Origin of the sequence: Apibacter sp. B2966 (assembly GCF_011082485.1) — a bacterium.
GTDB lineage: Bacteria > Bacteroidota > Bacteroidia > Flavobacteriales > Weeksellaceae > Apibacter.
In genome coordinates this window covers 1,599,584-1,613,394 of record NZ_CP049714.1, presented here as the reverse complement: position 1 = coordinate 1,613,394, position 13,811 = coordinate 1,599,584, and the positions used below count along the sequence as shown (strand labels likewise).

10 protein-coding genes are annotated in these 13,811 nt (G+C 33.2%); 7 read left to right on the top strand and 3 right to left on the bottom strand.

Annotated elements, in window-relative coordinates; translation table 11 throughout:
* Positions 1–10 precede the first annotated feature (10 nt).
* Positions 11–1,129: a lipid-A-disaccharide synthase gene (gene lpxB, locus G8C43_RS07045; protein WP_166005080.1), complete on the bottom strand. Its 1,119-nt coding sequence runs from the start codon at positions 1,127–1,129 to the stop codon at positions 11–13.
* Between the two features lie 200 nt (positions 1,130–1,329).
* Positions 1,330–2,109: an alpha/beta fold hydrolase gene (locus G8C43_RS07040; RefSeq protein ID WP_166005078.1), complete on the bottom strand. Its 780-nt coding sequence runs from the start codon at positions 2,107–2,109 to the stop codon at positions 1,330–1,332.
* Between the two features lie 94 nt (positions 2,110–2,203).
* On the opposite strand from G8C43_RS07040, the gene cycA reads away from it, so the two are divergent.
* The 5 genes from cycA to glpC all read left to right on the top strand — a co-directional run bounded on the left by cycA (position 2,204) and on the right by glpC (position 9,458).
* Positions 2,204–3,673, top strand: coding sequence for a D-serine/D-alanine/glycine transporter (gene cycA / locus G8C43_RS07035; protein WP_317164177.1), 1,470 nt, complete (start codon positions 2,204–2,206; stop codon positions 3,671–3,673).
* Positions 3,674–3,919: 246 nt separating this feature from the next.
* On the top strand, positions 3,920–4,738 hold the full coding sequence (gene menB, locus G8C43_RS07030) for a 1,4-dihydroxy-2-naphthoyl-CoA synthase (protein ID WP_105296433.1): 819 nt from the start codon (positions 3,920–3,922) through the stop codon (positions 4,736–4,738).
* A 593-nt stretch (positions 4,739–5,331) separates the two neighbouring features.
* A complete protein-coding gene (glpA, locus tag G8C43_RS07025; protein WP_160542976.1) occupies positions 5,332–6,993 on the top strand; it encodes an anaerobic glycerol-3-phosphate dehydrogenase subunit A in 1,662 nt (553 codons plus the stop codon).
* On the top strand, positions 6,983–8,263 hold the full coding sequence (gene glpB / locus G8C43_RS07020) for a glycerol-3-phosphate dehydrogenase subunit GlpB (RefSeq protein ID WP_166005074.1): 1,281 nt from the start codon (positions 6,983–6,985) through the stop codon (positions 8,261–8,263). The genes glpA and glpB overlap by 11 nt, the downstream gene beginning before the upstream one ends.
* A complete protein-coding gene (gene glpC / locus G8C43_RS07015) occupies positions 8,244–9,458 on the top strand; it encodes an anaerobic glycerol-3-phosphate dehydrogenase subunit GlpC (RefSeq protein ID WP_166005073.1) in 1,215 nt (404 codons plus the stop codon). The genes glpB and glpC overlap by 20 nt, the downstream gene beginning before the upstream one ends.
* Positions 9,459–9,524: 66 nt before the next feature.
* Here glpC and G8C43_RS07010 read toward each other — a convergent pair whose 3' ends face one another.
* Positions 9,525–10,292 carry a DeoR/GlpR family DNA-binding transcription regulator gene (locus G8C43_RS07010; protein ID WP_105296437.1) on the bottom strand — a complete coding sequence of 256 codons (768 nt, stop codon included), beginning with the start codon at positions 10,290–10,292 and terminating at the stop codon, positions 9,525–9,527.
* Positions 10,293–10,581: 289 nt separating this feature from the next.
* On the opposite strand from G8C43_RS07010, the gene G8C43_RS07005 reads away from it, so the two are divergent.
* Positions 10,582–12,156: a glycerol-3-phosphate dehydrogenase/oxidase gene (locus G8C43_RS07005; RefSeq protein WP_166005070.1), complete on the top strand. Its 1,575-nt coding sequence runs from the start codon at positions 10,582–10,584 to the stop codon at positions 12,154–12,156.
* 61 nt (positions 12,157–12,217) lie between these two features.
* Complete coding sequence (gene pgtP, locus G8C43_RS07000) at positions 12,218–13,576, top strand: phosphoglycerate transporter protein PgtP (protein ID WP_160542972.1); 1,359 nt, start codon at positions 12,218–12,220, stop codon at positions 13,574–13,576.
* Positions 13,577–13,811 lie beyond the last annotated feature (235 nt).

Genomic DNA, 13,811 nt, shown 5'->3' with positions numbered 1-13,811 from the left:
GATTCCTAAATTAGGAATCCTTTTTTAATTCTTCAACTATCAGTTTTGCCGTTCGAGAAGAAGCTCCGGAGTCTCCCAGCTCATGCCTGAGCTCTAAATAGTTCTTTTTAATTTTTGCTGCATTTTCCGGCTTCAATATTTTAGTTAATTCACTCTTTAAATTATTGTAATTTAAATCATCTTGGATAAGTTCGGTTACTACTTTGCGATCCATGATTAAATTAACTAAAGAAATATATTGTATATGCTTTATTAATCTTTTGGCTATTTCATAAGAAATTCTACTGCCTTTATAACAAACCACTTCAGGCACGTTCAGTAAAGCAGTTTCCAGGGTAGCTGTTCCGGAGGTAACTAAAGCAGCTTGAGAGATCCTTAATAAATTATATGTTTGATTGGAAACAATCTTTACATGTGAATTCAAAAATTGTTGATAAAATTCTATTTCAATAGAGGGTGCACCTGCAATGACAAACTCATAAGATAAAAAATCTTTTTCCACCGATAACATTTGAGATAACATTTTTTTAATCTCTTGTTTTCTACTACCCGGTAGTAATGCTATTATGGGCTTATTCGAGAGACCATGCTCTTTTCTGAATTTATTTTGATCAAGTTCCGGTAATGAATTTAAAGCATCTAATAAAGGATGCCCCACAAAATCCACCGGATAATTATATTTAGCATAAAAATCTTTCTCAAAAGGAAGAATTACAAACATTCGATCAATATATTTTTTAATAATCTTTACCCTTCCGGATTTCCAGGCCCATAATTGAGGAGATATATAATAAAATGTTTTTATCCCTAATTTTTTCACACTCTTACAAATGCGAAGATTGAATCCGGGATAATCAATAAAGATGACACAATCGGGTTTATATGCAGTAATATCTTTTTTACATAAGTTAATATTACCCAGTATAGTACCTAAATTGGCCACTACTTCAAGAAAGCCCATAAAAGATAAATCCTTATAATGTTTAACTATTATTCCCCCTTGGGCTTGCATTAAATCTCCTCCCCAGAAACGAAATTCTGCGTTTTGATCCTCTTTTTTAATTTCTTTCATGAGGTTAGAACCATGTAAATCTCCTGAAGCCTCTCCTGCAATTATGTAGTATTTCATATTATTTAAAATTTAAGGTAGAAAATGTTCGAACCTTCCTTCTTACTCTTGTAAAGATACGTTCTTCCCCCTTTCCAATAATCAATCTGTCTCCAACGTATTTTAAATTTCTCTTATACTAATTTTTACAATCCTTAGATTAGTATGTACGTGTAAAAAATTTCTTCTTATAACTTAAAACCGAATAAAATCTTTATAAATTAAGATTGAAGAAAAGTGGTTACAGTTTCATAAAAAACCGTAGGATTATCTACTTGAACCCAATGCCCTGCATGGGGGATAACTACTGTTTTTTCATTTGGAAATTGTTGACGTATCGAAAACTCATCTTCCTTCAAAATATAATTAGACTTTTCTCCGGCAATAAATAAAGTAGGACCTTCATATTTTCCAAAAGAAATTGTATTATTTATTAACTGATTGTATTTTTCTTTTAAGGTTTTTAAATTAAAACGAAAGTCGAAACGGTTATCTTCCGTTCTGTAAACATTTTTCATTAAAAACATTAATATTCCGGCATCACTTATATGCTGAGATAACATGTTTTCAACATCTTTTTTTTCATTTGCCTTTGAAAAATCAACGCTTTCCAATGCCTTGAAAATTTGCTGATGATGTGGAGGATACGCTTTAGGTGCCATATCAACAACTATTAATTTTTCAACAAGATCAGGGTGTTTAACAGCGCATTCCATGACAGCCTTTCCCCCTAAAGAATGCCCTAATAAAATGGCTTTATCTAATGAATAATGTTTCATGTAATTAACAATATCATCAGACATAGTTGTGTAGCTCATCTCATCCGAATGAAAACTCCTTCCGTGATTTCGTAAATCGATAAGATGTACTTCATTGGTTTCAGAAAATTTTTTTCCTAAAGTCCCCCAATTGTCCAACATTCCAAATAAACCGTGAAAAATCAATAAGGGCATTTTTCCGGGATTATAAAATATTTTTGAATTTAAGACACGATTTTCCATTGAATTATCTTTTTTACAAAAATATGGATATTCTTAAATATACTTATTTTTTAAATAGAAACACAAATAGGATTTAATTTATATGTGAAACTTCATAAAAAAATGTAATTTTATACTATATTTTATCAACAAAACAATTAATTATTACATAACTAAGAAAAAAATTGAACACATGAATAATTCCAACAATCAGTTAAAAAGGAGTTTAACTAACAGACACATACAGCTCATTGCAATTGGAGGAGCTATCGGAACGGGATTATTTATGGGATCAGGAAAAACCATAAACTTGGCCGGTCCATCAATTTTATTGGTGTATACCATTATAGGTTTTATTTTGTTCTTTGTCATGAGAGCCATGGGCGAATTGCTCCTTTCCAATCTTAACTATAAATCTTTTGTCGATTTTACTACCGATTTATTAGGCCCTATGGCAGGTTTTTTTATGGGATGGACTTATTGGTTTTGCTGGATAGTTACCGGAAGTGCTGATTTAATCGCTATTTCCGGATACGTAGAATATCTTTTTCCGAATATGGTTGCGCCCTGGATTCCGGCCTTAGCTTGTATAATATTATTCTTATGTTTAAATCTATTAACTGTTAAGCTTTTTGGAGAAACAGAATTTTGGTTTGCCATAATTAAAATTATTGCCATAATTTCCCTTATTGCAATCGGTATACTATTCATAATTAATCATTTCAAATCTCCATCCGGAGTAACTACCTCGCTTTCCAATATATGGAACGATGGCGGATTTTTCCCTACCGGTTTTACCGGATTTGTTGCGGGATTTCAAATCGCCGCTTTTGCATTTGTTGGAGTAGAATTGGTAGGAACGACAGCTGCTGAGACTAAAGATCCGGAAAAAACTCTTCCCAGAGCCATTAATGCCATTCCTGTTCGAGTTATTCTATTTTATGTACTTTCTTTAGCCGTAATCATGTCGGTAATGCCTTGGAGAACTATAGACCCCGACAAAAGTCCTTTTGTTGTTTTATTTTCTTTTGCCGGAATAACTGCCGCATTCAGTATAACTTATTTTGTAGTACTTACTTCCGCTGCTTCTTCTGCTAACAGCGGGATATTTTCAACCAGTAGAATGTTATACGGTCTTTCGTTAAGTAAAAAAGCACCTGTTTATTTCCGAAAACTTTCCAAAGCTTCAGTTCCTTCCTATGGATTAACGTTCTCCTGCATCTGTTTGCTCCCTGCCGTACTAATCCTTTGCTATGGAAACGAAAATATAATGTATGCCTTTACATTGGTAACTACGGTAGCTACCGTACTTTTTATTTTTATTTGGTCTATGATCCTCATATCCTATATTTCATTTAGAAAGAGAAAACCCGAACTTCATCGAAAATCAAATTATAAAGTTCCCGGAGGTCTTTTATCCATTTATTTATCCTTATTGTTTTTCTTATTTCTCATTGTAGCTTTTTGGTTTAAAGAAGACACAAGACAGGCTCTCATTTTTACTCCTTTATGGTTTATATTATTGGGAATTTGCTACTCAATAATTCCTAAGCAAATAAAAAACCAGTGGAAAGCACATTTTTAGAATTTTATACCTTTTATCAAGTAAAAAGATTTTCTAAAATCAATCAGTACAAACAATAATTGATCTTTACTAATCATTTAAGATTTTAAATTGTTTACAGAGTTAATTTAAAAAGCTTAGTCCGTTATCCCTAAAATTGCCATAGTTTGGTGGTAAAACAAAAGCAGGCTTAGTACTCTTACTTTTATAATAGGTATTAAATACCTAAATTTGAAAAATATCAACGAAAATAAATCTAAATACAATATGGCTAGAAATTGGGAAACTATAAAAGAATACTCTGATATTTTATTTGAATACTGGAACGGAATTGCAAAAATAACTATTAATCGACCGGAAGTTTATAATGCTTTCCGACCGGAAACCAATTTTCAAATGATTGAAGCAATGGAATACTGTCGAGAGCATCCCGAAATTGATGTAATCATTCTAACCGGAGCGGGAGATAAAGCCTTTTGCAGCGGAGGTGATCAAAATGTAAAAGGTGTTGGCGGCTACGTAGGAGAAGATGGAGTACCTAGATTAAATGTATTGGAATTACATAAAAAAATAAGGGAAATTCCTAAACCGGTAATTGCTATGGTAAACGGATATGCTATCGGAGGAGGACATGTGCTTCATGTCGTTTGTGATTTAACAATAGCTTCCGAAAATGCTAAATTTGGACAAACCGGTCCAAAAGTTGGAAGCTTTGACGGTGGTTTTGGTTCATCGTACCTTGCCAGAAGTATTGGTCAAAAAAAGACAAGAGAAATATGGTTCCTATGCCAACAATATACCGCTGAAGAAGCAAGAGAAATGGGAATGGTAAACAAAGTTGTTCCTTTGGAACAACTTGAAGACGCCACCATAGAATGGTGTGAAATTATGCAGCAACGAAGTCCAATGGCATTACGTATGATAAAACGTTGTTTAAATGCTGAACTCGATGGGCAGCATGGTCTAATGCAATTAGCCGGAGATGCTACCCTTATGTATTATTTAATGGATGAAGCCCAAGAAGGTAAAAAAGCTTTCTTGGAAAAACGTAAACCCGATTTTAAAAAATTCCCTAAATTTCCTTAATAATATTAAAAAAGTTCCTTAATCAAGGAACTTTTTTTATTTGAATATGAAAATACTTTGTTTTATATCGTTCATACAAAACAATATCATTTTAAAACTACAATAATAATTTTTAACTATTAGAAACCTTATTTTAAATGATGAAATAATTTCATTGATTATCAAGTCTCTTAGTTCTATATACTCTTATCTTTCATTTTATAATTTATAATTGGTAAAGATAGTATACAAAAAAATACAGGTCATTAAATCTATTTTATTTTCCATCGTTAAAAAAATCACTATTTCTCCCTTATAAAATTTTACCATTACTTACGTTTTAAAACCGATTTTTCAGATCAAATCAAAAGTAATATTAGGCCCTATTAGAAAATTTTTCTAAAAATTCTCATCATAATAATTTGTAAATAAATTTTAATTAATTAAAACTTTTACAATTAATTAAGTAATAATTAATCTAATTCATCAATCATATATTGATAAGAAAAAATTATCTTATCTGTTTTTTAAAAAAATGATTAATATCAGAATAGTAACTCCATATTGTTTCGTTTTCTTTCGTAATTTTGCTACTAAAATAAAACCAAACATTTGTGAAAACAGAATTATCTAATTCTAGTAAAACTAACACTTGGGATGTAATTGTTATCGGAGGAGGTGCGACCGGTGCCGGAACTGCCCGAGATTGTGCAAGGAGAGGATTGCGTACGCTTATGTTAGAGCGTCACGATATAGCTACTGGAGCTACGGGAAGAAATCACGGATTACTACATAGCGGCAGCCGTTATGCGGTTACTGATAGAGAATCCGCTGAAGAATGTATCAAAGAAAATATGATCTTAAAACGTATCGCCAGCCATTGTGTTGAAAAAACAGACGGTCTTTTTTTAACCTTACCGGAAGACGATATTGCTTTTCAATCTAAATTTATAGAGGCTTGTCATACTGCAGGAATTGATGCTAAGGCCATCGACCCTAAAGAGGCATTACATTTAGAGCCTTCTGCAAATCCTTCCATAATCGGTGCAGTAGTTGTACCGGATGGAACTGTAGATCCGTTCCGTTTAACTCTTTCTAATATAGTAGATGCTAAACAACATGGAGCAACCATTGAAACCTACCATGAAGTTTTAGGATTAATTAAAGAGCAGAACAGAGTTATCGGAGTAAAAGTTTATGATCATATAACCAAACAGGAAAAAAATTTATATGCTTCTGTAGTAGTAAATGCCGGAGGAATATGGGGTCAAAAAATTGCGGAGTATGCTGATTTAAAAATAAAAATGTTTCCTGCTAAAGGATCGCTTCTTATTTTTGGACACAGAGTTAACAATATGGTATTAAACCGTTGTCGTAAACCTGCGGACTCTGATATCCTCGTACCCGGAGACACCATTTGTTTAATAGGTACAACTTCCACCCATGTCCCTTACGAAGAAATTGACAACATGTATGTTACTCCTGAAGAAGTAGACATCTTAATCCGTGAAGGTGGAAAACTATCCCCTACCCTGCTTCAAACCCGAATATTACGTGGGTATGCAGGAGTGCGACCATTAGTAGCTTCCGATGATGATCCTACAGGACGTAATGTTAGTCGAGGTATCGTTTTATTAGATCATGCTACAAGAGATGGCCTGGAAGGTTTTATCACCATTACCGGTGGTAAATTAATGACGTACCGATTAATGGCTGAATGGGCTACAGACTTAGTATGTAAAAAATTAAATAATACAACTCCTTGTACAACCGCTGAATCCAATCTTCCGGGATCTCAACAAAGTACTGAAGAAATAAATCAAAAAATGACTTCAGTACCAACTACCATACGTAAATCTGCCATTTACAGATTGGGAGATATGGCAGAGAATTTAAAAGCAAACAAGGTTACGGAAAATAGTTTAGTTTGTGAATGTGAGGAAGTATCAGTCGGAGAAGTCGAATACGCTATTAATGAATTACATGTCAACAATCTAATTGATCTTCGTAGAAGAACCCGTGTTGGCATGGGAACCTGTCAAGGAGAACTTTGTGCCTGTAGAGCAGCCGGATTAATGAACCATTATCAAGTTTTAAGCCCGGATAAATCTAAAGAAGATTTAACCATTTTCCTTAATGAAAGATGGAAAGGAATACGTCCTATTGCCTGGGGCGATACTTTAAGAGAAAGTGAATTTACCAGTTGGGTTTATGAAGGAGTTTGCGGATTAGATATGACACAAGAACAAATTAAAAAAGCAAAAGATGAAATTTGATACAGTAATAGTAGGAGGTGGTTTAACCGGATTGGTTGGTGGAATTAGATTAATGCAGAAAGGGCAAAAATGCGCTATTATCTCTTCCGGACAAAGTGCTTTACATTTTTTTTCAGGTTCTTTCGATTTGTTAAACAATCTTCCGGACGGAACGCCTGTTAATAACCCGGAAGCTTCCCTATCAGAACTTTCTAAACAAGCGCCGAATCATCCATATACCAAAATGGGCGAATCTAAATTTAAAGAATTAGCCCAAGAAGCTAAAAATTTTCTAAATGGAATTGGAATAAAAATCCAAGGGTCTTCAAATAAAAATCATTATCGAATTACCCCTATGGGTATGATAAAACCCACTTGGTTAACCATGCCAAATTTTGCTTTTTTTGAAGATGGAAAATTTCCGGTTAAAAAAGCAGCAATTATAAATGTTGAGGGATTTTTAGATTTTAATCCTGATTTTATTTCCGAAGCATTTGAAAAAATAGGAGTGGAAACTACCTTCAACTATTTCAACTTACCGGAATTAAATACAATCAGAAAAAATCCGAGCGAATTTAGATCTACTAACCTCTCCTTTGTATTTGACAAAGAAGCTAACCAAGATCTTCTGGCTAAAATTCTCACTGAAAAAAGTCAAGGATGCGATGCTATTATTTTCCCTGATTGTATTGGCTTTAGAAATGCGGATGTATTACCTAAACTCATTCAAAAGGTAGGAAAACCTATATATTTAATACCGACCTTCCCTCCTTCCCTAGTGGGTGTTAGTACTCAATTATATCTAAAAGATTATTTCACAAAATTGGGCGGTATTTTTATGCTGGGAGACAGCGTAACCCATGCCAACATTGAAGGAAATCAAGTTACCGAATTATATACACTCAACCACGGAAATATTCCAATTTCTGCCAAAAACGTAATACTTTCTTCCGGAAGCTTTTTTAGTCAAGGATTATTAGCTGACAGTAAACAAGTTTATGAACCTGTATTTGACCTTGATACGGATTATTTACAAGATCGAGCAGATTGGTATAATAGTAATTTATTTGAAAAGCAAAATTATCAACAGTTTGGTGTTAAAACTGACAAAAATTTTCACGGTATAAAAAACGATATGCCTATCGATAATTTATATGTGACAGGTGCCATTCTTAGTGGGTTCAATCCATTAAAAGAAGGATGCGGTGCAGGTGTTTCCTTTTTATCCGCATTATATGTAGCTGAACAAATTTTAATTAAAGAAAAGACCTATGAACCTATTGCTCAATAAAAGTGAAAATAATTTCGAACAATGCATTAAATGTACGATCTGTACGGTGTATTGTCCCGTATCCAAAGTAAATCCCGATTATCCGGGGCCAAAACATTCCGGCCCTGATGGAGAAAGATTACGTTTAAAAGACCCTGAATTTTATGACGAATCTTTAAAATATTGTATTAACTGCAAAAGATGTGAAGTTGCTTGTCCATCTAACGTTAAGATTGGAGATATAATCCAGATGGCTCGCATTAAATACAGCAAGAAAAAACCTATTTTAAGAGATGTAATTCTTGCTCACACGGACTTTATGGGTACACTGGCTACTCCATTTGCTCCTATTGTGAATGCAATGACTTCTTTTAAACCGGTTAAAAGCTTAATTGAACCTATCTTAAAAATAGATAAGAGAAGAAGCCTTCCCAAATACTCATTCGGTACATTCAGAAGTTGGTACAAGAATGTAGCTGAAGAACAAAAAAAATATCCAACACAAGTATCTTATTTTCACGGTTGTTATGTAAATTATAATAATCCGCAGCTTGGAAAGGATATGATCAAAGTTCTTAACTCATTGAACATAGGGATTCAACTTCTTGAAAAAGAAAGATGTTGTGGTATTGCTTTAATATCAAACGGTTTTATAGATAAAGCTAAGAAAAACGCGACTATCGATGAAGCTGAAATTCGCAAATCCGTAATAGACAAAAAACTTCCGGTAATCACTACTTCTTCTTCCTGTACGTTTACTGTACGTGATGAACATTCTCATCTTTTGGGAGTAGATAATAGTTCCGTTAAAGATCAAGTAGAATTAGCTACTAGATACATTTACCGATTACTGAGTTCTTCTGACACTAAACTTAAGTTTAAAAATAAACCTTTAAAAATTGCGTATCATACCCCTTGTCATATGGCAAAATTAGGATGGACGTATTATTCCGTTGAATTGTTAAAACTTATACCAAATGTAGAAGTAACCGTTTTAGAATCTAATTGTTGCGGAATTGCCGGAACTTTTGGATTTAAAAAAGAAAATCACGAAGTTTCTAAAAAAATTGGTGATCCATTATTTAATCAAATTGAAACGGGAGGTTTCGATCTTATTGCAACCGATTGCGAAACTTGTAAATGGCAAATTGAAATGTTTACCACTAAAAAATGTGAACATCCCCTTAGTATAATTGCCAATGCATTAGAGGATTGATATTATATTTTCAGTAAAAAACCCTTATGAAAAATCATAAGGGTTTTTTTATAAACAAATCAAAATTTATTTGGCTACAATTACTTCTATTCCGTTATCTTCTAAAGTGGTAAGATCTTTTTCCGTAATATCATTATCTGTAATCAAAACATCAACTTTATCCAGAGAACAAATCTGACCAAACCCTCTTTTATTTATTTTAGTTGAATCTGCCAATACTATGACTTTCTCCGATTGCTCTATCATTACTTTATTAAGATGGGCTTCTGTTGAATTGGAGGTTGAAAGACCAAAGTCCAGGTCTATGCCATCTATTCCCAAAAACAATTTATTACATGAAAATTTTTTTAATTCGGATTCTGCTAAAGATCCTATTACGGAAATGGAGCTTTTCCTTAGATTTCCCCCCAGCTGAATTACATCAATAAAAGAATCCTTACTCAACTCCATTGATACACTTAACGAAGAGGTAATGATCGTTAATTTTTCATATCCTGAAATGATTTTTGCTAAATAATATACAGTAGTTCCTGAAGCTAAAATAATAAAATCCTGATCGTTAACGAACTTAAGTGCAGCTTTCGCTATTTTTTGTTTTTGCATTACTTGCACAAATTCTTTTTCGTTAATATTTTTTTCGAAAGCATAGAGAGGTTGCTTACTTGCTCCACCATGTGTTCTATATAAAAGACCGGTATTTTCCAAATATTGAAGATCCTTTCTGATAGTAACCGCCGAAACATTTAATTTTTCACAAAGCTCATTTACTTTAGTGAAATTATGCTCATCTAATTCATCGATAATAAGTTGCTGCCTTCTATTAAGCTTAATCATGATCAGGAATTTTTGAAAGTTTAAAGTTAAGAATAAAATCTAAATCTTTATTGCATTTTATCAATATGTCAATTAAATTATCATTAACAACTATATAGTCAATAAATTATTTTATTTTTATTCCATTAATTAATAGCCTGCAGCTTTATTTTATCAAATTTTTAACTAAAATTTATAGGATTTTCAACAGAAAATTGTATATTAAAAAATTTCATACTGTTTCGTATTGTTTTTTTTGTAATTTTACCGACAACAGAAAAGAAGCAAAAAACAATTAAATTAAAACAAAATGAAACGAAGTGATCAATTATCAAAACTAAATACAAATTCTGAATGGGATGTAATTATAATTGGTGGCGGTTCAAGTGGATTGGGAGCAGCTGTAGATGCAGCAACAAGAGGATATAAAACCGTTTTATTTGAAGCTAATGATTTTGCAAAAGCAACATCAAGTCGTTCTACAAAATTACTTCATGGAGGTGTTCGATATTTAGCACAAGGAGATATTGCCTTAGTAAAAGAGGCACTAAGAGAAAGAGGTCTTTTGGAAAGAAATGCCAGTCACCTTGCGAAAAAACAAGTTTTTGTTATACCTAACTATAAATGGATTGATGGTCCTTTTTACACCATTGGGCTAAAAATATATGATATGCTTTCGAAAAAACTTAGCTTAGGAAAATCCGAGCATATCAGTAAAAGCAAAGCGCTGGAAATGCTACCTACTGTAGAACCTAACGGTCTACATGGAGGGGTAATATATTATGATGGACAGTTTGACGATTCTCGTATGGCTGTAAATCTTGCCCAAACTGCTGTAGAAAATGGGGGAGCCATCTTAAACTATATGAAAGTAACCAGTTTAATCAAAGATGATAAAAACCAAATTACAGGTGTAAAAGTAAAAGACGAAATTAACGGTACCGAATACGAAGTAAAAGGAAAGGTAGTATTAAATGCCACCGGTGTATTTACTAATGATATTCTTAATATGAATGATCCTAATCATAAAAAAACAGTTGTTCCAAGTCAAGGGATCCACTTAGTATTAGACAAATCATTCTTACCGGGAGATAATGCTTTGATGATTCCTAAAACCAGCGACGGAAGGGTATTATTTGCCGTTCCATGGCATAACAGACTAGTGGTAGGTACCACAGATGTATTAGTTGATCACCCAAGTTTAGAGCCTAGAGCTTTGGAACAAGAAATTGAATTTGTACTTAATACAGCATCTCAATATCTTGTTAAAAAACCTACTCGAAAAGACGTATTATCCATCTTTGCGGGACAAAGACCATTAGCTGCTCCTGACAAAGAAGGAGGAAGCACTAAAGAAGTATCTAGAAATCATAAAATTTTAGTGTCAGAAACCGGATTATTAAGTATAATCGGTGGAAAATGGACTACCTTCCGACAAATGGCAGAAGACTTTATAGATAAAGCCATAGAGACCGGAAAAATTGACCGTAAACCTTGTAAAACAGTTAATCTTTCCATTCATGGGAATATGCCGGCAAATCAAGTAGACAGAACCAATCATTTATATGTTTATGGTTCCGATATACCGGCTATCAAAAAACTTCAGCAAGAAAATCCTGAATATGCAGAAAAAATCCATCCAAACCATGACTATACAAAAGCTGAAATTGTATGGGCTGTTAGACAAGAGATGGCGCAAAAAGTTGAAGATATATTAGCCCGAAGAGTTCGACTATTATTTGTTGATGCGCGCGCTGCTATAGATGCAGCTGAATCGGTAGCAAAAATTATAGCTAACGAATTAGGATATGATGACAATTGGGTTGCTAAAGAAACTAAAGAGTTCCAAGATTTAGCCAAAGGATATTTATTAGTTAATTACTAAAATAAGTTGTCTATCATTTTTTCATTAAAAAAATAATTAACTCTATTATAAAATTAAAAAAATGTCAAATTTTTTAGCTCCACCTAAGCCTATTGAACGTAAGCCGGAATCGGAAGTTAAATCTTCCTATACGCAATTGAGGCTTCAGGTCTTCATAGGAATATTTATAGGATATGCCGCCTATTATCTTGTTAGAAAAAACTTTTCATTGGCTATGCCTTATTTAGTTGAAATGGGTTTTTCTAAATCAGACCTCGGAATTGCCTTTTCATTCAATGCTACTGCGTATGGTTTATCTAAGTTCATTATGGGTGGTATTTCAGATAGAAGTAATGCAAGAAAATTCCTTCCTTTAGGATTAATCTTAGCTGCGGTTTCAACCATTATAGCAGGAACTTCCATAGGAATGTATAATATTACCGTAATGGCCGTTTTCCAATTTTTAGTGGGTTGGTTCGGGGGTATGGGTTGGCCTCCCTGTGGACGAGTGATGACTCATTGGTTTTCTGTTAAAGAAAGGGGAACAAAAATGGCTATATGGAATTTAGCTCACAATGTTGGTGGTGGATTATTAGGTCAGGTAACCAAATGGGGAATTCTTTTCGCTTCATCTCTTAGTATGAGTGTTCTAAGTTGGAAAGTAGGAATGTTTTGGTTTCCTGCAGGAATTGCCATCCTAATCGCCATAATTTCTTATATTCTTATTCGTGACAATCCTCAAGCATGCGGCTTGCCGAGCATTGAAGAATATAAAAATGATTTCCCTCCTAATTATTCTAAAGATTCCGAAAAAGTATTATCAACTAAAGAAATATTTTTCAAATACGTTTTAAATAACAAAATGCTTTGGTTCGTTGCATTCGCAAACGCCTTTGTTTACTTTATCCGATATGGAGTACAAGACTGGGCTCCTACCTATCTTTCTGAAGTAAAAGGATATTCCCAAAGTGATATCAGCAATGCCTATACCTATTATGAATTGGCTGCTATACCGGGAACCTTATTATGTGGTTGGGTTAGTGATAAGATATTTAAAGGGAAAAGAGCCATGACTACCATTATATTTATGTTGCTGGTAATTGTATCAATAGTTGTGTATTGGCAAAATCCGGACAGTAAATTAGTTGATTTAATCGCATTAACTTCAATTGGATTCTTTATCTATGGTCCGGTGATGTTAATAGGTGTTCAAGCATTAGATTTAGCTCCTAAAAATGCAGCAGGAACTGCTGCAGGTCTTACCGGTTTCTTCGGTTATTTTATCGGTACTTCATTACTTGCTAATATAGTTATGGGAAAAGTTGTTGAATCCCTTGGATGGTCGGCAAGCTTCCAATTGTTAATTGGCAGCGGCATTTTATCCATTATATTTATGGCTTTCACTTACAAAAAAGAACAAGAATTGGATAAAAATAAATAACAATATAAAAATACATTCTTTTTCTGTTTTTAATAAGTTTTGATTGTGATAAAATTTTTTGGAATGAATTACAAATGGATGTATAAATCCATTACTGAATAAAAGCTCTGATTTAATTGAAAATTATTTGAAAAAAATAATGATTGATAAAAGATAAAACATGAGTTATAAAATAAGAGTTAAAAATTCTGTTTTAGATATGATGTAAATAGAGCCACCAATAAAATTTTTCACA

Bases quoted from the DNA above. Each gene is read 5' to 3' on its own strand.
- lpxB (WP_166005080.1), bottom strand. From the start codon at position 1,129: ATGAAATACTACATAATTGCAGGAGAGGCTTCAGGAGATTTACATGGT.
- G8C43_RS07040 (WP_166005078.1), bottom strand. From the start codon at position 2,109: ATGGAAAATCGTGTCTTAAATTCAAAAATATTTTATAATCCCGGAAAA.
- menB (WP_105296433.1), top strand. From the start codon at position 3,920: ATGGCTAGAAATTGGGAAACTATAAAAGAATACTCTGATATTTTATTT.
- glpB (WP_166005074.1), top strand. From the start codon at position 6,983: ATGAAATTTGATACAGTAATAGTAGGAGGTGGTTTAACCGGATTGGTT.
- glpC (WP_166005073.1), top strand. From the start codon at position 8,244: ATGAACCTATTGCTCAATAAAAGTGAAAATAATTTCGAACAATGCATT.
- G8C43_RS07010 (WP_105296437.1), bottom strand. From the start codon at position 10,292: ATGATTAAGCTTAATAGAAGGCAGCAACTTATTATCGATGAATTAGAT.
- G8C43_RS07005 (WP_166005070.1), top strand. From the start codon at position 10,582: ATGAAACGAAGTGATCAATTATCAAAACTAAATACAAATTCTGAATGG.
- pgtP (WP_160542972.1), top strand. From the start codon at position 12,218: ATGTCAAATTTTTTAGCTCCACCTAAGCCTATTGAACGTAAGCCGGAA.